The organism is Mycobacterium spongiae, from assembly GCF_018278905.1.
Lineage (GTDB): Bacteria > Actinomycetota > Actinomycetes > Mycobacteriales > Mycobacteriaceae > Mycobacterium > Mycobacterium spongiae.
Map to the genome: position 1 here is coordinate 3,295,086 of NZ_CP046600.1, position 24,555 is coordinate 3,319,640.

The 24,555-nt window shown below is 66.4% G+C and carries 19 protein-coding genes and 1 pseudogene; 4 read left to right on the forward strand and 16 right to left on the reverse strand.

Annotated features, from left to right (window positions below; translation table 11 throughout):
* Nucleotides 1–20: 20 nt before the first annotated feature.
* From ftsZ to F6B93_RS13470, 14 genes and pseudogenes are all read right to left on the reverse strand, one after another.
* Nucleotides 21–1,172, reverse strand: coding sequence for a cell division protein FtsZ (gene ftsZ, locus F6B93_RS13405; protein WP_211695539.1), 1,152 nt, complete (start codon nt 1,170–1,172; stop codon nt 21–23).
* A gap of 190 nt (nt 1,173–1,362) precedes the next feature.
* On the reverse strand, nt 1,363–2,241 hold the full coding sequence (locus F6B93_RS13410; protein WP_211699469.1) for a cell division protein FtsQ/DivIB: 879 nt from the start codon (nt 2,239–2,241) through the stop codon (nt 1,363–1,365).
* An 83-nt stretch (nt 2,242–2,324) separates the two neighbouring features.
* The gene (gene murC / locus F6B93_RS13415; RefSeq protein ID WP_211695540.1) at nt 2,325–3,815 is read right to left on the reverse strand and encodes a UDP-N-acetylmuramate--L-alanine ligase; all 1,491 of its coding nucleotides are present in this window, start codon (nt 3,813–3,815) and stop codon (nt 2,325–2,327) included.
* A gap of 18 nt (nt 3,816–3,833) precedes the next feature.
* Nucleotides 3,834–5,020, reverse strand: a pseudogene (gene murG / locus F6B93_RS13420) (undecaprenyldiphospho-muramoylpentapeptide beta-N-acetylglucosaminyltransferase); the annotation flags it as partial.
* Nucleotides 5,017–6,735 carry a putative lipid II flippase FtsW gene (gene ftsW, locus F6B93_RS13425; RefSeq protein ID WP_425518548.1) on the reverse strand — a complete coding sequence of 573 codons (1,719 nt, stop codon included), beginning with the start codon at nt 6,733–6,735 and terminating at the stop codon, nt 5,017–5,019. The pseudogene murG and the gene ftsW, both read right to left, overlap by 4 nt.
* Before the next feature lie 18 nt (nt 6,736–6,753).
* Nucleotides 6,754–8,214 (reverse strand): UDP-N-acetylmuramoyl-L-alanine--D-glutamate ligase, encoded by a 1,461-nt coding sequence (murD, locus tag F6B93_RS13430; RefSeq protein ID WP_211695542.1) that lies wholly within the window; start codon nt 8,212–8,214, stop codon nt 6,754–6,756.
* A complete protein-coding gene (gene mraY / locus F6B93_RS13435; protein WP_211695543.1) occupies nt 8,207–9,286 on the reverse strand; it encodes a phospho-N-acetylmuramoyl-pentapeptide-transferase in 1,080 nt (359 codons plus the stop codon). Before mraY ends, murD begins: the two co-directional genes overlap by 8 nt.
* A complete protein-coding gene (locus tag F6B93_RS13440; protein ID WP_211695544.1) occupies nt 9,283–10,851 on the reverse strand; it encodes a UDP-N-acetylmuramoyl-tripeptide--D-alanyl-D-alanine ligase in 1,569 nt (522 codons plus the stop codon). The genes mraY and F6B93_RS13440 overlap by 4 nt, the downstream gene beginning before the upstream one ends.
* Nucleotides 10,848–12,443, reverse strand: coding sequence for a UDP-N-acetylmuramoyl-L-alanyl-D-glutamate--2,6-diaminopimelate ligase (locus F6B93_RS13445; protein WP_246540746.1), 1,596 nt, complete (start codon nt 12,441–12,443; stop codon nt 10,848–10,850). The genes F6B93_RS13440 and F6B93_RS13445 overlap by 4 nt, the downstream gene beginning before the upstream one ends.
* 245 nt (nt 12,444–12,688) lie before the next feature.
* A complete protein-coding gene (locus F6B93_RS13450) occupies nt 12,689–14,761 on the reverse strand; it encodes a peptidoglycan D,D-transpeptidase FtsI family protein (protein WP_211695545.1) in 2,073 nt (690 codons plus the stop codon).
* Entirely contained in the window at nt 14,758–15,963 is a 1,206-nt protein-coding gene (ftsL, locus tag F6B93_RS13455; protein WP_211695546.1) for a cell division protein FtsL, read from the reverse strand. The genes F6B93_RS13450 and ftsL overlap by 4 nt, the downstream gene beginning before the upstream one ends.
* Complete coding sequence (gene rsmH, locus F6B93_RS13460) at nt 15,960–17,198, reverse strand: 16S rRNA (cytosine(1402)-N(4))-methyltransferase RsmH (protein ID WP_211699473.1); 1,239 nt, start codon at nt 17,196–17,198, stop codon at nt 15,960–15,962. Before rsmH ends, ftsL begins: the two co-directional genes overlap by 4 nt.
* Complete coding sequence (gene mraZ, locus F6B93_RS13465; RefSeq protein WP_211699472.1) at nt 17,173–17,604, reverse strand: division/cell wall cluster transcriptional repressor MraZ; 432 nt, start codon at nt 17,602–17,604, stop codon at nt 17,173–17,175. Before mraZ ends, rsmH begins: the two co-directional genes overlap by 26 nt.
* A 401-nt stretch (nt 17,605–18,005) precedes the next feature.
* The gene (locus tag F6B93_RS13470) at nt 18,006–18,410 is read right to left on the reverse strand and encodes a DUF3040 domain-containing protein (RefSeq protein ID WP_211695547.1); all 405 of its coding nucleotides are present in this window, start codon (nt 18,408–18,410) and stop codon (nt 18,006–18,008) included.
* A gap of 425 nt (nt 18,411–18,835) precedes the next feature.
* Here F6B93_RS13470 and F6B93_RS13475 point away from each other — a divergent pair, with 425 nt between their 5' ends.
* Together F6B93_RS13475 and lppM are read left to right on the forward strand one after the other, a co-directional pair.
* On the forward strand, nt 18,836–19,456 hold the full coding sequence (locus tag F6B93_RS13475) for a GNAT family N-acetyltransferase (RefSeq protein ID WP_211695548.1): 621 nt from the start codon (nt 18,836–18,838) through the stop codon (nt 19,454–19,456).
* A 147-nt stretch (nt 19,457–19,603) separates the two neighbouring features.
* Nucleotides 19,604–20,245 carry a lipoprotein LppM gene (gene lppM, locus F6B93_RS13480; protein ID WP_211699474.1) on the forward strand — a complete coding sequence of 214 codons (642 nt, stop codon included), beginning with the start codon at nt 19,604–19,606 and terminating at the stop codon, nt 20,243–20,245.
* Nucleotides 20,246–20,260: 15 nt separating this feature from the next.
* On the opposite strand, the gene F6B93_RS13485 is transcribed toward lppM, so the two are convergent.
* On the reverse strand, nt 20,261–21,157 hold the full coding sequence (locus F6B93_RS13485) for a mycobacterial-type methylenetetrahydrofolate reductase (RefSeq protein WP_211699475.1): 897 nt from the start codon (nt 21,155–21,157) through the stop codon (nt 20,261–20,263).
* Nucleotides 21,158–21,450: 293 nt separating this feature from the next.
* Between F6B93_RS13485 and idsA2 the strand changes: the two genes are divergently transcribed.
* Together idsA2 and F6B93_RS13495 are read left to right on the forward strand one after the other, a co-directional pair.
* Nucleotides 21,451–22,521: a bifunctional (2E,6E)-farnesyl/geranyl diphosphate synthase gene (idsA2, locus tag F6B93_RS13490; RefSeq protein ID WP_211699476.1), complete on the forward strand. Its 1,071-nt coding sequence runs from the start codon at nt 21,451–21,453 to the stop codon at nt 22,519–22,521.
* 4 nt (nt 22,522–22,525) lie between these two features.
* On the forward strand, nt 22,526–24,079 hold the full coding sequence (locus F6B93_RS13495) for an alpha-(1->6)-mannopyranosyltransferase A (RefSeq protein ID WP_211695549.1): 1,554 nt from the start codon (nt 22,526–22,528) through the stop codon (nt 24,077–24,079).
* A gap of 49 nt (nt 24,080–24,128) precedes the next feature.
* Here the strand turns inward: F6B93_RS13495 and F6B93_RS13500 are convergent, their stop codons facing one another.
* Nucleotides 24,129–24,533 (reverse strand): Rv2175c family DNA-binding protein, encoded by a 405-nt coding sequence (locus tag F6B93_RS13500; RefSeq protein ID WP_211695550.1) that lies wholly within the window; start codon nt 24,531–24,533, stop codon nt 24,129–24,131.
* Nucleotides 24,534–24,555: the final 22 nt, after the last annotated feature.

Here is a 24,555-nt window from a genome sequence, read left to right on the forward strand (position 1 = left end):
AATCCCTTGCCAGCCAGCCGTCAGCGACGCATAAACGGTGGTACATCGACGTCGTCGTCGTCGCCACCGATGCTCAGTGTGGAGCCGTTGGTGTGTATTGGCACGCTCACGGCGTCAACCGGCTCGAACAACGTCGAGGTCAGTTTGCCGGCTTTCGCCGACTCGATCCTGTGTGCGCCGCCGGTCTCCGAACCAGTCTCGGAAGTGACAGGCTTGCGGCCGGGTCCGGTGGCGTCGAAACCAGCCGCAATGACGGTGACCCGCACCTCGTCGCCGAGCGAATCGTCGATGACGGTGCCGAAGATGATGTTGGCGTCCTGATGCGCGGCGTCCTGCACCAGCGAAGCTGCCTCATTGATTTCGAACAGGCCCAGGTCACTGCCGCCAGCAATGGACATCAGCACACCCTGCGCGCCCTCCATGGAGGCCTCCAGCAGCGGCGAGTTGATGGCGATCTCGGCGGCCTTGAGGGATCGGCCGTCACCACGGGCTGAGCCGATACCCATCAGCGCGGTACCGGCGCCGGACATGATGCCCTTGACGTCGGCGAAGTCGACGTTGATCAGCCCCGGCGTGGTGATCAGGTCGGTAATGCCTTGCACGCCGTTGAGCAGCACCTCGTCGGCACTGCGGAACGCGTCCATGAGGGATACCGCCGCATCCCCCATCTGCAGCAGCCGGTCGTTGGGAATCACGATCAGGGTGTCGCAACTCTCCCGCAGCGAGGCGATGCCGTTTTCGGCCTGGTTGCTGCGCCGCTTGCCCTCGAACGAAAACGGCCGAGTGACGACACCGACGGTGAGGGCACCTAGTTTGCGGGCGATGCTGGCGACGACGGGCGCCCCACCGGTACCGGTTCCACCGCCCTCACCGGCGGTGACGAAAACCATGTCGGCGCCGCGCAACAGCTCTTCGATCTCGTCCTTGGCGTCCTCGGCCGCTCGGCGTCCGACCTCCGGGTCGGCGCCGGCGCCGAGCCCGCGAGTGGAATCGCGGCCGACGTCGAGCTTGACGTCGGCATCGCTCATCAACAACGCCTGCGCGTCGGTGTTGATCGCGATGAACTCCACGCCTTTGAGGCCCTGCTCGATCATCCGGTTGACGGCGTTAACACCGCCGCCACCGATACCCACAACCTTGATGACGGCCAGGTAGTTGTGCGGGGGGGTCATCATTCCTCTTCCTCCCTGGTGGGGTCTCCCTGGTGGCGCTGACGGTGTGTCTGCTTGCAAAACCCTCAACCTCAACCATAGGCTTAGAGTTATGTCAAGTAGTTCCGCGTAATCAGCACCGTATGGGTACGACGCGGGCTAACCGGGCAGGCGCGCCGAGGCGTAGGCGGCCAATTTTGGTGACCGGTCGCTATTTCACGGTCGGTAGGTCCGGACTGGACACGTCGTAGGTATGTCCAGGCTGGGTCAACAACGCCGCCAGCTTCTCAGCCTTTTCCTCGATGCGGTCGGCGGTCCCCCAGATCACCACCCGCCCGTCGGTCAACGTAAGGGTTATGGACGACACCGACGGCGCTGCGACGCGGCCGACCTGGGCCGCAACCTCGGGACGCAGCGCGACCAATACCGCCAGGGCGGCCTTGGTCGTTGGGTCGTTCGGGCCCGGATTCTCGACATCCAGATAAGGCAATAACGGCGGCGGCGGGGCGGTAGCAAAGTCGACACCGTCGCGATCAAACAGATGCGGGCCGTCGGGAAAGTCCTGCACCGCCACCGCCACCCGCTCGACGATGGTGATACGCAGCACCGACGGGTATTGACGTTGCACTCGCGCGCTCGCCACCCGCCGGATCGTGGCCACCCGGTCAGCGACGTCCGCAGTGTTGATCTGCAGTAGCGGCGTTCCGGGCAGCACCTTCGCCGTCTGAAGGACCTGTTCGCGGGTCACCGCCCCGGTCCCGACGACGACGATATCGCGGGCCGACATCGCCGGCGTGAAGTAGAGAATCAGCGCCAGTCCGACCCCAATGACGGCCAGCAGTACCGAGGCGAACAGCATCTTCAACCCTCGGACAACGCCTCGTGCCACAGGCTTGGCGTCGGTGACGGCGCGCCCGCGGGCTCGTTTCTTGGCCGCACGACGCGCCTCCTCGATCGCGGTGGCGCGGGCCGAAGCGGCGCGGCGCTCGGCGCGTTCGCGGCGGGCGCGCCGGCGCGGTCCTTCGAATTCGGCTTGAGCCGCCGGCGTTTCGCCGTCCTGCGCCGCTGTAGCAGGTGGTTCGGTCGCCAGCGCACCGCCGCCGGATGCATCAGCCGACTGAGGCGCCTCCGATTCGGCCGCCGGTTCGGTGTGTGGGCCGTTATCCGGCTCGCTCACCGCAACACTCCCGGATGGCCGGGCGCGCTGTGGTTGGCTCGCACCCGCAAGGCGCTTACGATTTCCGGCCCGAGCAAGGTGACGTCCCCGGCGCCCATCGTGAGGATGACATCGCCCGGGCCAGCGGCCGCTGCGACCTCCGCAGCGACCGCTGAAAAATCTCTGAGGTAGTGCACTGGCACCCTGACATGCTCGGCAATACTTGCCCCGCTGATCCCGGCGAGCGGCTGTTCGCGCGCCCCGTAGACGTCGAGCACGAAGACCTCGTCGGCCGCGCTGAGGGCGCGACCGAAGTCGGCGGCGAAAGCCTTTGTCCGCGAATATAAGTGGGGTTGAAACACGACCAAGGAGCGGCCGCCGGCGCCCTGATCGAGAATCGTCCTGACCGCCGCCAGCGTCGCGCCGACCTCCGTCGGGTGGTGCGCATAGTCGTCGAACACGCGCACCGACGCCTGTCCAACTCCCGAGGCTCCCACCAACTCGAACCGGCGACGCACCCCCTCGAAACTGGCGAGCCCGTCGAGCACGTCCTCGGCCGCGGCACCGATCTCGATCGCCGCCAGCAGCGCGCCCAAAGCATTGAGCGCCATGTGTCGCCCCGGCACCGACAGCCGCATCGCCCGTTGGTGAGGTGGTGGAGTCAGTTCGGGAGCCAACTGAATGTGGGCGACCGCCTCGGTGCCATGTTGTTCCCATGACAACAGGGCGCCCGCCAAGGTCTCTCCGGGCACCTCAGCAGACCCGTAGCGCAGCACCCTAATTCCCAAATCGGCCGTGCGCTGGGCCAATGCGGCCGCACCCGGGTCGTCGGTACACACGACCAGCGCACCCCCGGGAGCAAGACGTTCGACAAAAGAGTCGAAGACCCCGACGTACGCCTCGGCGCTGCCGTAGAAGTCCAGATGGTCCGACTCGATGTTGGTGACAACCACAACGTCGGGCGAGTACTCGAGCAGCGAGCCGTCGCTTTCGTCGGCTTCAGCCACGAAGCAGTCACCGCTGCCGTGATGTGCGTTGGTGCCGGCCTCCCCGAGCTCACCGCCGACTGCGAACGATGGGTCCCGCCGGCAGTGCTGCAACGCAACGATGAGCATCGACGTCGTCGTCGTCTTGCCATGGGTCCCGGTGACCATCACGGCGGTGCGATCAACCATGAGCTTGGAAAGGACCAGCGGCCTCAGAATCACCGGGATACCGCGCCGCCGGGCTTCCACAAGCTCGGGGTTTGTCTTGGGAATAGCGGCACGGGTCGTGATCACCGCGGTGACGCCCCCGTGAAGCAAGTCCAGCGACGACGCATCGTGTCCGATCCGGATCTTGGCGCCCCGCGCGCGGAGCGCATGGACACCACGCGACTCCTTCGCGTCTGATCCCGATACCAGCCCGCCCCGATCCAACAGGATGCGCGCGATGCCCGACATGCCTGCTCCCCCGATGCCGACCATGTGCACCCGGCGCAACTCTGGCGGCAACTGCGCGGCGTTCACGGTCCCCCTCCGCCTGACCGTCCGCCGACGGCCGGACGCGCCTGTCTGGCGACGGCCACGGCTGCCTGGGCCACCTGGCGCGCCGCATCACGGTGTCCCACTCGGGCGGCGGCAGCGGTCATCGCCGCCAGCCGAGCAGCGTCAGTGAGCAGCGCTACCACCTCTTGGCCCACCAGATCCGGGGACAGGGCGCCGTCGTCGACCACTATGCCGCCGCCGGCATTGACCACCGGAAGCGCGTTCAGCCGCTGCTCACCGTTGCCGATCGGCAACGGTACATAGATGGCCGGCAGACCGACGGCCGATACCTCGGCGACCGTCATCGCCCCGGAGCGGCAGATCACCATGTCCGCGGCGGCGTACGCCAAATCCATCCGGTCCAGATAGGGAACGGCGACATACGGCGGATCCTGGGTGCCCTGATGGTCGGCACCCGGCAGGTCGAGAACGTTCTTGGGTCCGTGGGCGTGCAGCACCGAAATGCCCGCCCCGGCCAGGGCGGCGGCCGCCCCGGCAACCGCGCGATTCAGCGAGACAGCACCCTGCGAACCACCGAACACCAACAGCACCCGGGCGTCGTCAGTGAAACCGAAGTGGGCTCGAGCTTGGGCGCGCAGGGCCGCGCGATCCAGCGCCGTGATCGCCGCGCGGACCGGTACACCGACCACCTCGGCGTGTCGCAGCCCGGAATCCGGCACCGCCGACAGCACCCGGGCGGCGGTCCGGACGCCGACCCGATTGGCCAGCCCGGCCCTGGCGTTGGCTTCGTGGATCACCACCGGGATCCGGCGGCGAAACCCGGGGATACCGCGAGCGGCGAGGTAGGCGGGCAGGGCAACATAGCCCCCGAAGCCGATGACGACGTCGGCGTCGACGCCGTCGAGCACCGCCCGAGCTTCCCGGACCGCGCGCCATACCCGCGGTGGCAATCGGGCAAGGTCGCCAGTGGGTTTGCGCGGCAGCGGTACCGGCGTGATCAGCTCGAGGCGGTAGCCGCGTTCGGGCACCAGCTTGGTCTCCAGCCCCCGGCTGGTGCCCAGCGCGGTGATCCGGATCTGCGGATCCAGACGGGTCAAGGCGTCGGCAACCGCCATTGCCGGTTCGACGTGACCCGCCGTACCACCGCCGGCAAGCACAACCGACAACGAAAAGCCGCGGCTGGTGGTCCCCAGCCCGCCGGCCGGCTGCCTGACCGAGTCGTTCACCCGTAACGCTGACCTTCCAATACGCGAGCGCGTCGTGTAGGACGCTGGCCGCCGTGGCGCTGACCAGCTCTATGATGCTCCCCTGCACGGGGTTGGTGCGCCCACCCCGGCGATGCGGCGGCTCCCCCAGATCGGCGGGTTCGCCGACCAGCGGTCGAGGGTAAGGCAGGTCGCTGACGCCTGTCCACCTGCGCCGTCCGGTGGGCAACCTTGTCCCTCGAGGCCTTCCTGGGAGGAGGTTGCTTGGGTTGTTTGGGTTGTTTGGCTTGCTTGGATTGCTTGGCCCGTGGCGGGCGGGCGCGCTGACGATCTCGAAGCGCCTCGGATCGAGGCGGCAGATACGGCTCGGGCAGGGGCAGCCGCAGTAGCCGATTCACCCTGTCGTCGCGGCCGGCCCGAAGCGCGGCCACCGCCTCCGGTTCGTGGCGTGCCGCATTGGCCATCATGCCTATCAGCGACAGTGTTGCAGCCGACGAGGTTCCCCCAGCAGAGATCAGCGGCAGCTGCAGCCCGGTGACCGGCAGCAGCCCGATCACATAGCCGATGTTGATGAATGCCTGGCCGAGCACCCACAGGGTCGTGGTGGCGGTCAGCAGCCGCAGGAACGGATCGGCAGACCGACGTGCGATGCGCATGCCGGTATAGGCAAACAACCCGAACAGCCCGAGCAGCCCGAACGCCCCGATAAGCCCCAGCTCCTCGCCAATGATCGCGAAGATGAAGTCGTTGTGGGCGTTGGGCAGATAGTTCCACTTAGCCGATCCCTGGCCGAGGCCGTCGCCGAAGATGCCTCCCTGGGCCAACGCGAACTTTGCCTGGCGAGCCTGGTACCCCGCGTCCTGGGGATCATTTTCCGGATTCAGCCAGGACCGCACGCGCGCGGATCGATACCCCGCGGACACGGCAAGAATTGCGGCCGAAACCACGACCGCAGCCAGCGAGCTCATGAAAACGCGTAGCGGCAGTCCGGCGTACCACAGCAAGCCCAGCAGGATGATGCCCATCGACACCGTCTGTCCGAGGTCGGGCTGTGCCACGATCAATGCGAGTGCGATCACTGCGGCCGGCACGAGCGGAATCAGCATCTCGCGCAGCGACGCCCGCTCCATCCGCCGAGCGGCCAGCAGATGTGCACCCCAGACCGCGAACGCGATCTTGGTCAGCTCAGAAGGCTGCATCGACAAGCCGGCCACGACGAACCACCCGCGAGAACCGTTGGCTTCGTTGCCGATGCCAGGAACAAGAACCAGCACCAACAACACGATGGTCACCGCGAAGCCGAAGAACGCGATACGCCGCATGAAGCGCACTGACATCCGCAACGAAACATAGCCAGCGACAAGACCCACGATCGTCCACAGCACCTGCTTGCCGAAAATCAACCACGCCGATCCGTCGTCGCCATAGGACTGCACCCCCGAGGCCGACAGGACCATGATCAGACCCAGCGTCGTCAGTAATGCGCCGACGGCGATGACGAGGTGAAACGAGGTCATCGGCCGCCCTAGCCAGGCACCGAACCTGGTGCGCGCACCCGCATCCTGGGCTTTCGCAGCACGAGGCTGAGCAGTTCCGCCCGCGGGGGCGGTATCCGGCGACCCGGCCGCTTCCCCCGTCGCGGCATGCTCGGTCCCCGCCAGAGTCGCGTCGGCGCCCTCGGAGGTCTTGTCTTTGCCGCCTTTGCCGCCTTTGCCCCGGCGCAGCAACCGGGCCATCGCGTTACCCACGCTCGCCTACCGGACCGTGGCGCGCACGGCAGCCGCAAACGCGTCGCCTCGGTCGGCGTAGCCGCTGAACTGGTCGAATGACGCGCCCGCCGGCGCCAGCAGCACGGTGTCACCGGGTTTGGCCAGGCCGTTGGCCGCGGCGACCGCGGCCGTCATCACGCGAGTACCCACGTTCTCGTCGGCACTATCAACTTTTGTCACAGAAGCAACAGAAACATCAGCCGTCGCACACATATCAGCATCCTCGCCTGTCACAACCTGGACGACGGGTACATCAGGCGCGTGTCGTGATAACGCCTCGGCAACCTGTGCTCGATCGCGGCCGATCAGCACCGCACCTACCAACCGGGATGCGATTCGGGCGACCTCTGCGTCCACAGATGCGCCTTTGAGCAGGCCGCCGGCCACCCAGACCACCCGCGGATACGCCAGCACGGAAGCCTGGGCAGCATGCGGGTTTGTCGCCTTGGAGTCGTCCACGTACCGAATGCCGTCCGCGACGGCAACCACCTCGGCACGATGCCGACCCAACTGGAATGATGTAACGGCATCCGCGATCGCCGCGGCGGGCACCCCAACGGAGCGAGCCAAGGCCGATGCGCCCAAAGTATTAAGCACCCCCACGGGTCCCGGCACTGGAATCGCCGCAACCGGCAGCAGCATCAAGTCGGGGGCAAACGCGCGGTCAATCAGGTGGCCGTCGCGCACACCCAGCTCCCCCACTGCCGGCTCGCCGAGCCGGAATCCCACCCGCACCTGGGCCGGCGCGCTGCCGAGCAGCCCGGCCGCCAGGGCATTGTCCAGCCCAACCACAGCCACCCGCCCGGTCAACACCTGGGCCTTGGCCGCCGCGTATGCGGCCATCGTCGAATGCCAGTCCAAATGGTCTTCGGCGATGTTGAGTACCACGCCGGCTTCAGGCCGCAACGACGGCGCCCAATACAGCTGAAAACTGGACAACTCGACGGCGAGCACATCGGCAGGCTCGTCCAGCGCCTCCAGCACCGGGCTGCCGATGTTGCCACACAAGACGCTGCGCCGGCCCCCGGAGGTCAGCATGGCGTGCAGCATCGACGTCGTCGTGGTCTTGCCGTTGGTGCCGGTGACAGCCAGCCAGCGACGCGGCGGCCCGTAGCAGCCCGCGGCGTCGAGCCGCCAGGCCAGTTCCACGTCTCCCCAGATCGGCACCCCCGCCGCCGCGGCTGCGGCCAGCACCGGCGTCGTAGGTTGGAAACCGGGACTGGTGACCACCAGTGCATACCTGGCTATCTGTTGCACCGCCTGGCGCGGACTCATGGTCTCCAGGCCGCTTTCGGCGTGCGGGCGCAGCATGTCCGGGTCGTCGTCACACACCGTTGCCGTCGCGCCGAACCGGGCCAGGGCCGCGGCAACCGCGCGTCCAGTCACCCGGCCGCCGGCAACCAGGACGGGTGCGCCGGGCACCAGGGGATCAAGAACGTCAGGCACCGACTGCGGCCAGCCACTCGCTGTAGAACAGGGCCACACCCAGGCCACAGGTGATCGCGGTGAGAAGCCAGAACCGGATGATCACCGTGGTTTCGGCCCAGCCGAGCAACTCGAAGTGATGGTGGAACGGGGCCATGCGAAATACCCGGCGACCGGTGGTACGAAAGGCGAGGATCTGCAGCACGACCGAGGTGATTTCGGCGACAAACAACGCACCCAGCACTACGGCAAGTATCTCGGTGCGGCTGGTCACCGACAACCCCGCGATAATGCCGCCCAGCGCCAGTGACCCGGTATCACCCATGAAGATCTTGGCTGGTGCCGCATTCCACCACAAGAAGCCGATGCAAGCGCCGGCAGTCGCGGCCGCGACGAGCGCAAGGTCGAGCGGATCGCGCACGTTATAGCAGCCCAGCCCAGGCGCGGACACGCAGGCGTTGCGGTACTGCCAGAAGGTAATCAGGACGTACGCACCGGTGACCATAGCCATGCAACCCGCCGCGAGGCCGTCCAGACCGTCGGTGAAGTTGACCGCGTTCGACCACGCGCTGACCACGACCGTGCAGAACAGCACGAACAGCGCCGGCGCCAACGTGACGGTGGCGATCCCCCGCACATAGGACAAGTCCGCGGTACCGGGTGTCAGGCCCGCGGCATTGCGGAACTGCAGCACCAGCACTGCGAACAAGACCGCGGAGGTGATCTGTCCGAGGGTCTTAGCCGTCTTGTTCAAACCGAGATTGCGCGACCTGCGGATCTTGATCAGATCATCGAAAAATCCGACCACCCCCAACGCGGTGGCCAGTCCCAGCACCAACAGCCCCGATGCGGATATGCCTTCGCCGTCGAAGGCCAACCCGGCTAGATGGGTACCCAGATAACCCGCCCAGATACCCGCCAGAATCGCCACCCCGCCCATCGACGGTGTGCCGCGTTTGGTCTGGTGGCTGGGCGGGCCGTCTTCGCGGATCTGGTGGCCGAATCCCTGCTTGGTGAAGGCCCGGATCAGCGCCGGAGTCAGCAGGATCGACACCATTACCGCGACGGCAACAGCGATGAGAATCTGCCTCATGGGCGCGTACTCCCACCCGCGGATACCAGTGCGTCGGCCACCGCGCCCAGCCCCGCCGAGTTCGATGCCTTCACCAAGATCACATCCCCGGGCTGCACCTCCGCTCGCAGCAGTGCCAGAGCGGCATCACCATCGGCCACGTCGACAACCCCCCGGTCAACTGGGCCAGCCCACCCAGATTGAATGTCGGTTCCGGTCCCCCAGGAACCCTCCATCACGGCTCCGTGGTGCATGGCGCTGATCGACCTCCCGCTTCCCACGACAACCAGTCGAGACACATCTAAGCGCACCGCGAGCCGACCGATGCGGTCATGCTCGGCAATCGCGTCGTCGCCGAGCTCGGCCATCTCGCCGAGCACCGCCCAGCTACGACGATTCTTGGCGGGACCAGCCCCGCCCCGGGCTATCCAGGCCAGGGCCTGCAGTCCGGCCCGCATCGAATCGGGATTGGCGTTGTAGGCATCATCGATCACCGTCACCCCATCGTCGCGGGTGGTCACCTGCATCCGGTGCCGCGACACGGGCCCCGTTCCGCCAAGCGCGACTGCCGCCTGCGCGAGGCTGGCCCCGCATTCGAGCGCTACCGCTGCCGCGCACAACGCGTTGGCGACCTGGTGATCGCCGTAGACCCCGAGTCGCACCTCCGCGGCGTTCTCACCGGCGTGCATCGTGAACCGGGGCCTGGCCAGCTCATCCAGGGTCACCGGACCGGCCCACACGTCGGGAACCTCGGAGGAACTGGATTCGGCTCGGCTTGCTCGACTGACCCGAACCACGTTGGCCGCGGTTGCCTCGGCCATCGCCGCGACCACCGGATCATCGACGTTGAGTATGACCGCCCCGGATTCCGGAACAGACTGCGGCAGTTCGGCTTTGGTTTGCGCGATAGCCTCGCGAGAGCCGAACTCACCCAGATGGGCGGTGCCGACATTGAGGACCACTCCTACCGCCGGGGGTGCAATCTCGGCCAACGCGGCGATATTTCCGAGGTGGCGTGCCGACATCTCCAGAATCAGGTAGTCGGTGCGCCGTGTCGCGCGTAACACCGTCCAGGGATGACCGAGCTCGTTGTTGAAGGATCCGGGCGGGGCCACCACCTCGCCCAACGGAGCCAGCACCGCGGCCACCAGATCCTTGGTCGACGTCTTACCCGACGAACCGGTGATTCCCACGATGGTCAGCCCAGCTGCCACGAGCTCGGCTGCCACCGCCTTCGCCAGTTTGCCCAGGGCGGCCAGCACCGCGACGCCCGAACCGTCGTGGTCATGCTCGAGGACCGCGGCACGACCGTCGCGCGCGGCCAACGGTGGGACCACGATGGCCGGGACACCGACTGGCCGGGCTGCCAGCACCGCCACCGCGCCGGCAGCCATCGCCGCCTTCGCGTAGTCGTGACCGTCGGCGCGGGCACCGGGAAGCGCAAGAAACAGCCCACCCGGGCCGATGGACCGCGAGTCGAATTCGACCGTCCCCGTGACGCGGAGCTGGGCGGCGTCCTCCGGACCGATATCGGCCAGCTGGCCGCCGACGATGTCGGCAATCTGGGCCACGGTGAGATCGATCATGCCCGGGCCTGCCCCGGTGCCTGGGGCCGTTGGGCCTCGAGCGCCGCCAACGCCTCAGCCAGCTCCACCCGGTCGTCGAACGGACGGACATGTCCGCCACTGCGCTGACCTGTTTCATGGCCCTTTCCGGCGATCAGCACCACATCGCCAGGGCGCGCCCAGGCCACCGCGTGCCGGATGGCGGCCCCCCGGTCAGCGATCTCGACCACCTGGGCCGTCGCGCTAGCCTCAGCAGCGCCGCCGAGGATCTCGCCGCGAATCGCCGCGGGATCCTCGCTACGCGGGTTGTCGTCGGTGATGACGACCAGGTCGGCCAGTTCGGCAGCGATCTTGCCCATCGGCCCCCGCTTTCCCGGGTCCCGATCTCCGCCGGCCCCGAAGACCACCGCGAGCCGGCGGTCACGGTGTCGCAGGGTGGTCAGCACCGCGCGCAATGCCCCGGGCTTGTGGGCATAGTCGACCAGCGCCAGAAAATCCTGTCCGCGATCGATCTGCTCCAGTCGGCCGGGCACCCGGATTTCAGCCAGGCCCGGCGCTGCCTGCTCCGGCGAGACCCCGACCGCGTCGAGAATAGCCAGTGCAACAACGCAATTGGCGATGTTGTAGCTGCCGGGTAGCCGAATGACGACCGGGTGCCGCGCACCCGCGGGATCGATCACGGTGAATTGCTGGCCGCCGGCGCCCATCGGGGCCACGTCCACGGCGCGCCACTGCGCGGGTTGATCTGTGGCGCTGACGGTGATCGCGTCGCCGGCCAGGGCAGCCATCGCCCGCCCGGCCTCGTCGTCGACACACACCACGACCGTTGAGGCCCGCAGCGGCGAATCAGGATCGAAGAGCAATGCCTTCGCGGCGAAATAGTCGGCCATGCTGGGGTGAAAATCGAGGTGGTCGCGCGACAGGTTGGTGAATCCGCCGACCGCGAACCGGGTACCGTCCACCCGGCCCAGTGTCAGGGCGTGACTGGACACCTCCATGACCACGGTGTCCACGCCACGCTGGACCATCCCCGCGAGCATTGCTTGCAGCGCAGGCGCCTCCGGGGTGGTGAGGGCACTGGGAGTGTCAGCGCCATCGGTGCGGATCCCGATGGTGCCGATGAGCCCGGCGCGACGCCCGCCAGCCCGTAGACCGGCTTCGACCAGGTACGTCGTGGTGGTCTTGCCCGATGTTCCGGTGATCCCGACAACCGTCAGCTGGTCTGACGGATGACCATAGACGGTGTCCGCCAGGCTACCGAGCACCTCGCGGGGTGCTGGATGCACGAGAATCGGCACCCCGTGATGCGCAGGGGCAGCCATCTCGGTGACCCCAGAGGCGTCGGTCAGCACCGCGACGGCGCCACGTTCGATGGCGTCACCGACATATCGTGCACCGTGGGTCGTCGAACCGGACAGGGCCGCAAACAGGTCACCGGGCCGCACGTCCTGAGAACGCAACGTCACGCCGGTGACCAACACGTCGGGGACGGTGGCCGGGTGGTGGGGAACCTCGGCCAGGATTGCGCCGACCTGAGCCGCAAGGGCGGGCAGGCGTTCGCCCACGCCAATGCTGGGACTCGGACCGGGACACGAATTGGGGTTGAACCCCATTGGCGCTGACTCCACCTCTTTCACCACCTCCGCCCGACGCTGTGTGCTGCCAAAGATCAGCGATGATCGGCCATGACACCCTACCTAGACACACCGAGTCCCGGAGCGCTCCGGCTCCCTACACGGCGAAGCAAGACCCCGCTGGCTAGGTTGGCCGGCAGGAGTGACCAAACCGGGGACTAGGCCGGTGACCAGGCCTCGCTGCGACGAGCAGATCGACGCGACTGCTACCGGAAACCACCCATTCAGGTGGCTTGCAGGATGAGCGGCGGCCCGGGATCGGGCGACAACGGGATATTCGCGCGCTGCATCAGCCAGCCAGCGATGTTGTGGAACAGCGGAGCCGCGGAATGACCTTGCGTGCCGTCGGAGTTGCGCTCCGGGTTGTCCATCATCAGCCCGATCACGTAACGGGGATTGTCGGCCGTGGCCATCCCGGCAAACGTGATCCAGTACACGTTGTCGAAGTAGCAGCCACACGCGGGATTGATCTGCTGGGCGGTCCCGGTCTTACCGGCGATCTGGTAACCCGGAACTGCCGCCGAAGTCCCGGTGCCCTGCTGGAAGCCCATCGGGTCGCGTTGGACGACGCCACGCAGCATCTGTCGCACGGTCTGTGCGGTCTGCGCGGACACGACCTGCACACCCTCCGGACGTGGTTCTTCGGTTCGGGTGCCGTCAGGGGCGACGGTGGCCTTGATGATCCGTGGCGGTATCCGCACCCCGTCGTTGGCGATGGCCTGGTACATCCCGGCCATCTGCAACAACGTGATCGAAAGACCCTGGCCGATAGGTAAGTTCGAGAACGAGCTGCCCGACCACTGATCGATCGGCGGCACCAGCCCCGCACTTTCACCCGGAAGACCGACACCAGTGCGCTGCCCCAGGCCAAAATTGCGGAGCATGTCGTAATAACGCTTCGGCCCCACCCGCTGCGCCAGCATCAGGGTGCCGACATTGGACGACTTCCCGAACACCCCGGTTGTGGTGTACGGCATCACCCCGTGCTGCCAGGCGTCGTGGACGGTAACGCCGCCCATATCGATCATGCCGGGTACCTGCAGCACCTCGTCGGGGTTGCTCAGCCCATACTCGATGACCGAGGCCGCGGTGATGATCTTGTTCACCGAGCCGGGTTCGAACGGCGATGACACCGCCGGGTTGCCCAGCTCCTTGTTGCCTTGGCGCCCGATGTCCTGCGACGGGTCGAAGGTGTTGTCGTTAGCCATCGCCAGGACCTCACCGGTCTTGGCGTCAAGCACAACAGCGGAGACGTTGCGAGCCGCGGACAGGTTCTTCGCCTGCTGAACCTGCTGCTGCACGTAGAACTGGATATCGTTGTCGAGGGTGAGCTGGACCGTCGAACCATGGACCGCTTTGTGCCGATCGCGGTAGCTACCGGGAATGACCACGCCGTCCGAGCCACGGTCGTAGGTCACCGAACCGTCAGTTCCGGCCAGCACGGCGTCGAGGGCATCCTCGAGACCCAGCAGCCCGTGACCATCCCAGTCAATGCCCCCGACAACGTTGGCCGCTAGCGAACCGCCGGGGTACTGGCGCAGATCTTGGCGTTCCGAACCCACCTCGGGATACTTCTCGGTGATCGCGCCGGCTATGGCCGGGTCGACGGCGCGCGCCAGATAGACAAAGGGCTCGTCGCTTCGCAGCTTCTTCAACAAAGTCGCTCGATCGGGCTTGTTGTTCAGCCGGCTCGCGACCTCCTTGGCGATATCCCGCAGCCGTTGTTGCGGGTCGGGGGCGCCCGCACTGTTCTTCTTGGCCTCTGCCAACTGCTTTCGGATCCGCTTCGGCTGAAACGTCAACGCGCGCGCCTCGATTGTGAACGCAAGTCGGTTGTTGTCGCGGTCGACGATGCTGCCGCGGACGGCCTCTTGGATGTCAGTGACCTTGAGCTGACCAGCCGCCTGGGCGCGCAGGTCTGCCGCCTTGGACACCTGCAGGATAAACAGCTGGGTGGCGGCGACCAGCATGAGCGCGACGATAACCACGTTGCCCGTTCGGTGCCGAAAGACGAACGATGCGCCGCGTGACCCCACCTCGACAACCCGCCGAGTTCGCCGCTCGCGTGTCGAACGCCCGGTAGGCGGTTCGGACCGCACGGCGTCGGAACGCACGACCGGGCGGGATTTCTTGGGTTTCTTGGCGTCTTTGGCCTTTGTGGCGTCTTTGGCCTTTGTGGCGTCTTTGGCCTTTTTGGCGTCTTTGGCCTTGCGGTCGGCTTGCAGTTTCTTGGGCCGCTTCCGTTGGGGCCCGGTCGACCCCGCCCGCTGGGCTATCCGGGAGTCGCCGCGGCTCACCCTCCGACCCCTGGCGCGCTAGGCGTCACGGGGCCGAATTGTTCTCCACCGGGCCGCACGGGAACCGGGGCCGTGGCGGTTGGCCGCGGCGCGAGCGCGGCACCCGCTCGTGGGACCGCCGCAGAAGGGGGACCCGGGCGTACGAGCGGGGGTGTTGCTCCCACTGGTCCCGGCCCCGGCACTCCGGCTGGTGTCGGCACCTGCGCGCCGCCCAATGGAGCTGGCACCTGGCCCGGAACCACCGGCACCTGACCGGGCAGCATCGGCACCGGCGCGTGCGGCATCGGTACCTGAGCGGGCAGCCCCGGCACCGGGCCCGGCGACTGCGGACCGGCTTGCCGCGGTAGGTGCGTGCCGCCGCCCAATGTCGCAGTGCCGTCCGGGGTACGCAGCAGCACCTGGGGGCCGGACCCGGCTGGCGCCGCAGGTTCCTCGGGACCTGGCGTTACCCGGACTGGGACCTCAAGGGGAACCGCGTCCGGCTTCGGGGGTGGTGGCGGACCCTCGTCGGGCAGTTTGCTGTTCAACGGCGGCGGCGGCACGCCGTCGGCCGGCTTGGGTTCGCCGACTACCATCCAGTTCCCTTCGGGACCCTGGACCAGGTGAGCGGTATCCCGGGTGGGGATCATGCCCTGCTCACGGGCCGCTTCGGCCAGCGCCGGCGCGGATCGCGCCTCGCGCACCCGGCGTTCAAGCGCCTCTTTCTCCTGCTGCAGCAGCCGGGTCCGTGCGCGAGCGTGGCTCAGCTCGTAGGAACGTTCGGCAGCGTCAGTGGACAACCACAGCGTCAAGCCCAGCCCGACCCCCAACGCACCGATGATCAGCACAACAAACGGAACCTTGCTCGCCAACCTCTGTGGCCGCAGGTCGATCGATGCCAGCCGACTAGCCAACCGCTCGATGAGCTTGGGCTGAACAGCCTTAGGAGCCTTTGCTTTCCGAGCCTTGGCTCGTGCCTTGGCCTGAGTCGAGCTCTTCGGCCGCGCCGGCCGATCGTCAGGCCGTGGCATCGGACTCGTCTGCGGTCCAGATTTTGGCACCCGCGCGTCCCGGTTGGGCGTCGACGTTGTGCGCGACCGCTCTCGTCGAGTGGGGCGCGCCCGTGCAGAGTCCGCCGTCACGCGACCGCGCGTTCGAGCCGACGCGTCACGCCCATTGCCGCGATCGCCGCGTCGCTGTGGCTCCCGTCGCTTCGCCTTCATGAGTGGCCCTTCCCGGTTGCGTGATTGTGCGGATCTCCCTTGTGCTCAACTCGTTGCAAGGCCCGTAACCGCACTGCGGCGCTGCGTCGGTTGTGTTCCATCTCGGCGTCGTCCGCTCGTTCGGCTCCGTGCGTCAACGACCGGAATCGCGGGCCATGGCCGGGAAGTTCAACGGGCAGACCGGCTGGTGTTCCCGATGCGACCGCGTCGGCGAACATCCGTTTGACGATCCGGTCCTCGAGTGATTGATAGGCGAGCACCACGATGCGCCCACCGACGACGAGCGCATCCAACGCCGCGGGCAGCGCGCTGCGCAGCGAGCCCAGCTCGTCATTGACCGCGATCCGCAGCGCCTGAAAGGTCCGTTTAGCCGGATGCCCACCGGTACGCCGCGCTGGGGCCGGAATCGCCCGGTACAGCAAGTCCACCAGCTGAGCAGTCGACGTGAACGGGGTTTCGGCACGCTGGCGAACGATGTGCGCGGCAATTCGGCGTGCGAACCGCTCCTCGCCGTAGCGGCGCAGGATATCCACCAGCGCGGCCTCGTCGTAGGTGTTGACAATGTCAGCCGCGGTCACCGGAGATGCCGGGTCCATCCGCATGTCCAACGGCGCGTCGTGCGCATAGGCAAAGCCGCGCTCGACGCGGTCGAGCTGCATCGAGGACACGCCGAGATCGAACAGCACCGCATCGACTGACTCCACTGGGGCGTAGCCGAGTTCGGCTAGCGCTACAGCGATCGCGTCATACCGAGTGTGGATCAGCGTGACCCGGTCGGCGAACCGGGCCAACCGAGTCCGGGCGATGTCCAGCGCACTTGGGTCGCGGTCGAGCCCGATCAATCGAAGGCCCGGCAGCTCGTCGAGAAATCGTTCCGCGTGACCGCCTGCGCCAATGGTCGCGTCGAGCAGGACCGCCTTCGTTCCGTCCGGGTGGTGGCGGGTCAAGGCGGGAGTCAGCAACTCCACGCACCGACTCCGCAGGACCGGCACGTGCCCGAAATCACTCTGGCCGAAAGCGTCACGCCCCAAACAGGAATCGTCGGCCACCGCAACCCCTCCGCCAGTCCCGTCAGATGCGGCGGCCGCCGGGGTCACCGTTAGCCCTACCGTCCCTGCACCCTGGTCCCTGTCCGAATGCGCGAACCTGGCGTTGGGGAAGTACGCCAGGGTCGGTTCGGGCAGAGACCACGATGCACGGACATACTCCTTAGAAAATGTCGCCGAGCGCTTCATCGGTAGCCGCGGAGAAGTTCTCTTCATGGACTTGCTGGTAGTCCTGCCACGCCTGTGAGTCCCAGATCTCGAGGTAGTCGACCGCACCGATCACCACACAATCCTTGGAAAGACTCGCGTAGCGGCGGTGGTCGGCCGAGAGCGTGATTCGGCCTTGACCGTCGGGATGCTGTTCGTCGGTGCCGGCAGCGAGGTTGCGCAGAAACGCTCGTGCTTCCGGGTTGCTGCGCGGCGCCTTGCTCGCTCGGCGGGCCAGCTGCTCAAACTCCGCTCGCGGGTAGACCGCGAGGCTGTGATCCTGGCTCTTGGTGACCATCAACCCCCCTGCCAACGCGTCACGAAACTTGGCGGGCAATGTCAGCCGCCCTTTGTCGTCGAGCTTGGGCGTGTAGGTGCCGAGAAACACAGGGCCACCTCCCACCCAGAGTTGCTTCGCTCACCCACCACGCTCCAAGACACTTCGGCCACCATACCCCACAACCCCCCACTTTTCCCCATACCTCACCCGTGCGCGACGGCGTTTCCCCCCTTATCCCCCAACTCGGGGGCATCCACTGCATCCGCTGCGGCATCGCGCAACAAAACCCACACCGACGCGAAGCCACATATCAAGAGGCCAGGGCAGAAAACTGCCGTCGTGACGCCTCGATGGGCGTCACGACGGCACAGTGGGGCAAAGTGGGGCACAGATTGGCCACAACTGCGGCTCAGGACCGCATACCCGTCATCAGCACCCCGAGGCCGAGCCGGCCTAAGAAAATAAAGGGGCAGCCATCGGCTGCCCCTTTGTGACCAATCGGATTCGGCCTATTCGTCGAAGCGACGCCGGAACCGGTCCTCCATACGGCTGGTGAACGAACCCCCACCCTTGGCCCGACGCTGACGCGTGGATCCCGACGCCGATCCCCCAGACGACGCCTTCTTCCCCGACAGCCGCGGACCGGTGATGGCGAACACCACACCACCAAACATCACGACAAAGCCGAAGACGCTGAGAATCGGGAAGCTGCCGATCATCGTCGCCTTGAACGCCACGCCGGATACCAGCATCGCCAGACCGACGACGAACAACGCGGCACCTTGCAGCCATCGCCGTGCGGAGGGTGCACGGAAGCCACCCCCGCGGACGCTCGACGCGAATTTGGGGTCTTCGGCGTAGAGCGCGCTCTCGATCTGGTCAAGCATCCGCTGCTCATGATCGGAGAGTGGCATTCGTCCCTCCTTGCCGACAAACCGTCACATACCTACCGGTAGCACACCGATGCCCGGGTGCGCGGGCAACTAACTCAGATGATACGAGGTCAATCTGCGCCGTACCACTAGTTCGCGAGCGATTCTATCCCGGCGGTGTCGCCGCGAGGCGACAGGCCGCAACCGCCGCGCGTTGCCAACCCGCAGACTGACCCTGCGACGTCGCTTCCTGGTCGATGGTCCTCTCGTAGTCGATGGTCTTCTCCTAGTCGATGGTCTTCTCCTAGTCGATGGTCTTCTCCTAGTCGATGGTCTTCTCCTAGTCGATGGTCTTCTCCTAGTCGATGGTCTTCTCCTAGTCGATGGTCGTCTGCTATCCGATACTGGTGCCGATACTGGTAGGCAAGGACCGCACCCAGGTCGTCACATGAGGAGGGCACCGCGAGTTGGCGATATTCCTCATCGATCTGCTGCCTCACGACATGAAACGCCGCCTCGGCGACGCGCTGACCGTGTACGTCGACGCGATGCACTATCCCAAGGGTGCGGAGAAGCAGCGCGCCGCAATGTGGCTGGAGCACATCGGGCGACGCGGTTGGCAAGCCGTCGCGGCAGTGGAAGTGGAGGCGAGCACGTCGAATGGCCCCGGCGACACCCAACAGGAGCCGTCAGCGGCTGAACTGAGCAACGCCCCGATCCTCGGAGTGGCCTACGGGTACCCAGGGGCACCCGGTCAGTGGTGGCAACAGCAGGTAGTGCTCGGGTTACAACGCAGCGGTTTTCCCGCGCTGGCGATCACGCGGCTGATGAGCAGCTATTTCGAGTTGACCGAGTTGCACATCCATCCCCGCGCTCAGGGTCACGGCCTAGGTGAGGCGTTGGCCCGCCGACTCCTCGCCGGTCGCGACGAGGACTACGTCTTGCTCTCCACACCAGAGACCGATGGTGAGGCCAACCGTGCATGGAAGTTGTACCGCCGTTTGGGCTTCACCGACATCATCCGCCGCTACCACTTTGCCGGCGATCCGCGAGCTTTCGCGATCCTCGGCCGTACGCTCCCCTTGTAACCAGGGGCAACCCGCGGCCGGAGGTTGCGTGCAAAACCGCGATACCAGGTCTGGCACGATGACCTGGTGCACGCCAGCTCTACCCCACTCCCAGCCCGAGGATCGCGAGCAGTCCGGCCCAGGCGGCGGCGCGTGCTGGCCATCGCGATGCTGCTGATGCTGGTGCCCCTGGCAACAGGCTGCCTGCGGGTCCGGGCGTCGATCACCATCTCGCCCGATGACCTGGTATCCGGTGAGATCATTGCCGCGGCCAAACCGAGAAACAGTAAAGACCTAGGCCCGCAGCTCGACAGCGACGTGCCGTTCAGCCAGAAAGTTGCGGTCTCGACCTACGACAGCGACGGCTATGTCGGGTCGCAAGCGGTGTTTTCCGACCTGACCTTCGCTGAGCTGCCGCAGCTGGCCACGATGAACCCCGATGCCGCCGGCGTGAACCTGTCCCTGCGCCGAAACGGCAATCTGGTGATCCTGGAAGGTCGCGCGGACCTCACCTCGCTGACCGACCCCGAGGCCGACGTCGAACTGACAGTCGCGTTCCCCGGGGTAGTGACGTCCACCAACGGTGACCGCATCGAGCCCGAGGTGGTGCTGTGGAAGCTCAAGCCGGGCGTGGTGAGCACGATGAACGCGCAGGCTCGCTACACCGATCCCAATACGCGCTCGTTCACCGCGGCGGGCATCTGGCTTGGCATCGTCTCGTTCGCCGCCGCCGCTGTGGTCGCGTCGCTGGCGTGGATCAACCGGGACCGCTCGCCCCGGTTCACCGCACCAGGTGACCAGCCCGAATAGTCCCGAGCGCGCGGATCACCCCGATTGCGCCGGCGACCAGTAAGCAAGCATCTCCGCGAACGTGTCGAATGCCGCCCCGGAAACGCCGTAGGTGGCTTCGAAATGGATACTCAGCGGAAAACCCAGGTCGGCGACGCCGTCGAGCACGCGCTTGTACACGTCAACCATCAATCGGCGTCGCTGCGCCGGCTCGCTCGCGGCCACCCTCTTCACGAACTCCTGCTCGCGGGCCACCACGGCATTCCCGGGGTCCTGGATGAGCCAGTTGATCAAGCCGACCCGCGCCTCGACCTTGGGGATGAACCCAAATGACAGCAGGATCTCCGGGCGGTGATCAGTGCTGTCGGCGAACTCGGTGAGGAAATCCACGATCGCGTCGGAATACAACAGCTGGGTCATGCCGTAGGTCGCGCCCTGCTCGCACTTGAAACGGAGCCGGCCCTGTTCACCCTCACGCGTCGGGATCACTATCACGCCGCGGTTGGCCACCAACTCCCGATAAATCGACAAAGCGTCGGTGGGCGCGACACCAGAGCCCTCGCCGTCATTCATCGTGCGCGGTACACCGACGAAGACCACGCCCTCCATTCCAGCATCGGACAGATCGACAAGCCGTCGACGCAGTGATGGTTCGTCCATGAACGCGGTCACCTGCGTGCACAGGCCGTTGATCCCTGGCAACTCCGGCTTGATCACCGACCAGAAGTCGAGCACATCCAGTTTCGGCTGCATCGGGACAGGCCTGTCGGCGTCCTCGGGGATCATCCCGGGGACCATCACGTGCCGGAGACGGCCGTCCAGCCCGGACTCCGCCGAGTACCGCAGTACCTTGCGGGCATCTTCCAATGCCCGCTCTTTGCCACCCTCGACATTCGGTGGTACCAGCTCAAGAGCAATCGTGTTGAGGCTCACAAGGCTCCTCTTCGTCAGACGAGTAGTTTTCTGGCCGCTTCCGGGCCGCGCCTCATCGCGCAAACCTGTCCCGCTGGGCCTTTACGCTGGGCTTTCGTGCCCGGCAAATCAGGTCACTACTGACAGCATAGGTGCGAGATCGTCAGTTAGTCGAAGCAACTTCTGCCGCGACCGGCGCCGGGGAAGCCGCCTCCGACCGTCGGAGTGCCGGTCGGAATACACTGTCGGGCCAGAGACACGCCAATTGCGAAAGGGGCGCCGCGCTGGCCGTCGAAGCTGCGGCAACGGTCGAATTGGCCGGCGCCATTACCAATCAACTGCGGCAGTACTTGCATGACCGTCGCAGCGAAGCTACCCATATTGATTTCCCCGGGAGTGGCGACTATGGCGCCCTGATCGCCGACCTCGAGGACTTTGTGCTCGGCGGAGGCAAGCGGCTGCGACCGGTCTTCGCCTACTGGGGCTGGCATGCCGTAGCAGCCCAAGAACCCGGTCCTGACGTGTTGTTGCTGTTTTCTGCTTTGGAGTTGCTGCACGCCTGGGCGCTGGTGCACGACGACGTCATCGACCGTTCCGCAACCCGGCGCGGTAGGCCGGCGGCCCATATGCGCTTCGCGGCGCTGCACCGCGACCGGAACTGGCTGGGCACTGCGGATCAGTTCGGGGTGTCCGCGGCGGTCCTCCTCGGTGATCTGGCCCACAGCTGGGCCGACGACATCGTCGCCCGGGTCTGCGAAACCAGCCTGCCGCCGGACGCGCAGCGGCGAGTCCATCGCGTGTGGGCCGATATCCGCACCGAGGTGGTGGGCGGGCAATACCTCGACATCGTCGCCGAGGCCAGCGCCGCCGAGTCGATCGCGTCAGCGATGAAGGTCGCCACCTTCAAGACCGCCTGCTACACGGTGTCGCGACCGCTACAACTCGGGACGGCTGCCGCCGCCGCCAGGCCGGACGTTATGGCCGTGTTCGAGCAGTTCGGGATGGACCTGGGCGTGGCTTTCCAGCTGCGCGACGACGTGCTCGGCGTGTTCGGGGACCCAGCGGTGACGGGCAAGCCCTCTGGCGACGACCTGCGGTCGGGGAAACGCACCGTGCTGATGGCCGAGGCCATGGAACTAGCGGACAAGACAGACCCCCGCGCCGCCGACCTGCTACGGAAATCGATCGGCACCCCGCTGACTGACGCGCAGGTAGCCGAACTGCGCGACGCCGTCGAGGCAGTGGGTGCGCTGGCCGCTGCCGAGAGCCGCATCGCGACGCTCACCGAGCGGGCACTGACCGCGCTGGCGGCCGCACCCATCAACGCGATAGCCAAGAAGGGGTTGTCCGACCTGGCCAGGATGGCCACCAACCGGTCCGCGTGAACTGATGACCAATCCGACGAAAGCCCCGACAGCCGACTCCGCGACGACGAGAAGTTCCCTCAGCCAACGCCTGTCGCGGCTTCGCACCTTCGCCACCGCGCAGGAAGGCGGACCGGCACGGCTCGGTCTCGTCGGAGCCCTGCTCATTACGGCGGGTGGTCTCGGGGCCGGCAGCATCCGCCAGCATGACCCCTTGCTGGAGTCGATTCATATGGCCTGGCTGCGCTTCGGCCACGGGCTGGTGCTGTCATCGATACTGTTGTGGGCCGGGGTGGCTTTGCTGCTCGTCGCGTGGCTTACCCTAGGCCGGCGCGTCCTCGGCGGCGCGGCCACCGAGTTCACCATGCGTGCCACCACCGCATTCTGGTTGGCACCGTTGCTGGTGTCGGTGCCGGTGTTTAGCCGGGACACCTACTCATATCTGGCGCAGGGCGCATTGCTGCGCGACGGCCTGGATCCGTACGCCGTCGGTCCGGTGGGCAACCCGAACGCGTTCCTCGACGACGTCAGCCCGATCTGGACGATCACTACCGCGCCTTATGGCCCCGCATTCATTCTCGTTGCGAAGCTCGTCACGATCGCCGTCGGCAACAACGTCGTCGCCGGGACCATGCTGTTGCGCTTGTGCATGCTTCCCGGACTGGCGCTGCTGGTCTGGGCAACGCCCCGCCTGGCCCATCATCTCCACGCCGATGGCCCAACCGCGCTGTGGATTTGTGTCCTCAATCCGCTGGTACTCATCCATCTCATGGGCGGGGTCCACAACGAGATGTTGATGGTGGGCCTGATGACCGCCGCTATCGCCCTGACCTTTCAGCGCCACCACATCGCGGGTATCACCTTGCTCACGGTCGCAATCGCGGTCAAAGCCACCGCGGGACTCGCACTGCCATTTCTGTTCTGGGTGTGGATGCGACATCTTCACGAACGCCGCGGCTACCGGCCCATCCAGGCGTTCGTGGCAGCCGCCGCGTTATCTCTCGTAATTTTCGTGGCGGTGTTCGCCGTGTTGTCCGCGGTGGCCGGTGTCGGCTTGGGGTGGCTCACCGCGCTCGCTGGCTCGGTGAAGATCATCAACTGGCTGACGGTGCCAACAGGGGCGGCAAACCTGATCCACGCTCTGGCCGCCGGATATTTCTCAGTCGATTTCTACAACCTGCTGCGGGTCACGCGTCTTGTCGGAATCGCGATCATCGCCGTGTCGCTGCCGCTGCTGTGGTGGCGGTTTCGGCGCGACGACCAAGCGGCACTCACCGGCATCGCGTGGTCGATGCTGATCGTGGTGCTCTTCGTCCCCGCCGCGCTGCCGTGGTATTACTCGTGGCCGCTGGCCGTGGCGGCACCGCTAGCGCAGTCACAACGGGCGATGGCCATCATTGCCGCGTTCTCGACCTGGATCATGGTGATCTTCAAACCCGATGGGTCGCACGGCATGTACTCGTGGCTGCACTTTTCGATCGCCACCACCTGCGCGTTGATCGCTGCGTACGCGCTGTACCGGGCACCGGATCGGCGGGCCGACGCGGCCGAAGCCCAGGACGGTATGCCCAGTCAGTAAGCCCTTTAGTAGGCCCCGAATGAGCCTCTGACAAGCCACAAATAAGCCCCTAATAAGCCATAGCCTGCGCGCGACGCACGATTTCGCGAGCCTGGTGGGCATGGAGCGCGTCGACGGGGCGGGCGTTACTGACCGCATCACGCGAGCCGTCTCGCGTGATGGTCAGCGACGGGTCCGGGGTAAACAGCCAGCGCACAATCTCGGTGTCGCGATATCCACCGTCGTGCAGGATCGTGAGCAGCCCCGGCAGACTCTTGACAACATGCCCGGAGCTGGTGAAGAACACCTGCGGCACCACCACGCCACCGCCACGGCGCACCGCGACCAGGTGGCCTTCCCGTAGCTGCTGAGCCACCTTGCTGACCGGCACGCCGAGCAGTTGGGCAACGCGGGCCAGGTCGTAGGTTGGCTCGTCGGGGTCCAAAACGTCGTCGCCAGCGGGAATACTGCCCACTGGATCAGTCTAGATCCTGGCA

Excerpts from the sequence above, each read along its gene's own strand:
- ftsZ (WP_211695539.1), bottom strand. The coding sequence starts at position 1,172 with ATGACCCCCCCGCACAACTACCTGGCCGTCATCAAGGTTGTGGGTATC.
- ftsW (WP_425518548.1), bottom strand. The coding sequence starts at position 6,735 with ATGGCCCGGTTGCTGCGCCGGGGCAAAGGCGGCAAAGGCGGCAAAGAC.
- mraY (WP_211695543.1), bottom strand. The coding sequence starts at position 9,286 with ATGAGGCAGATTCTCATCGCTGTTGCCGTCGCGGTAATGGTGTCGATC.
- F6B93_RS13440 (WP_211695544.1), bottom strand. The coding sequence starts at position 10,851 with ATGATCGATCTCACCGTGGCCCAGATTGCCGACATCGTCGGCGGCCAG.
- F6B93_RS13445 (WP_246540746.1), bottom strand. The coding sequence starts at position 12,443 with ATGGGGTTCAACCCCAATTCGTGTCCCGGTCCGAGTCCCAGCATTGGC.
- ftsL (WP_211695546.1), bottom strand. The coding sequence starts at position 15,963 with ATGAAGGCGAAGCGACGGGAGCCACAGCGACGCGGCGATCGCGGCAAT.
- rsmH (WP_211699473.1), bottom strand. The coding sequence starts at position 17,198 with ATGAAGCGCTCGGCGACATTTTCTAAGGAGTATGTCCGTGCATCGTGG.
- F6B93_RS13470 (WP_211695547.1), bottom strand. The coding sequence starts at position 18,410 with ATGCCACTCTCCGATCATGAGCAGCGGATGCTTGACCAGATCGAGAGC.
- lppM (WP_211699474.1), top strand. The coding sequence starts at position 19,604 with ATGCTGCTGATGCTGGTGCCCCTGGCAACAGGCTGCCTGCGGGTCCGG.
- F6B93_RS13495 (WP_211695549.1), top strand. The coding sequence starts at position 22,526 with ATGACCAATCCGACGAAAGCCCCGACAGCCGACTCCGCGACGACGAGA.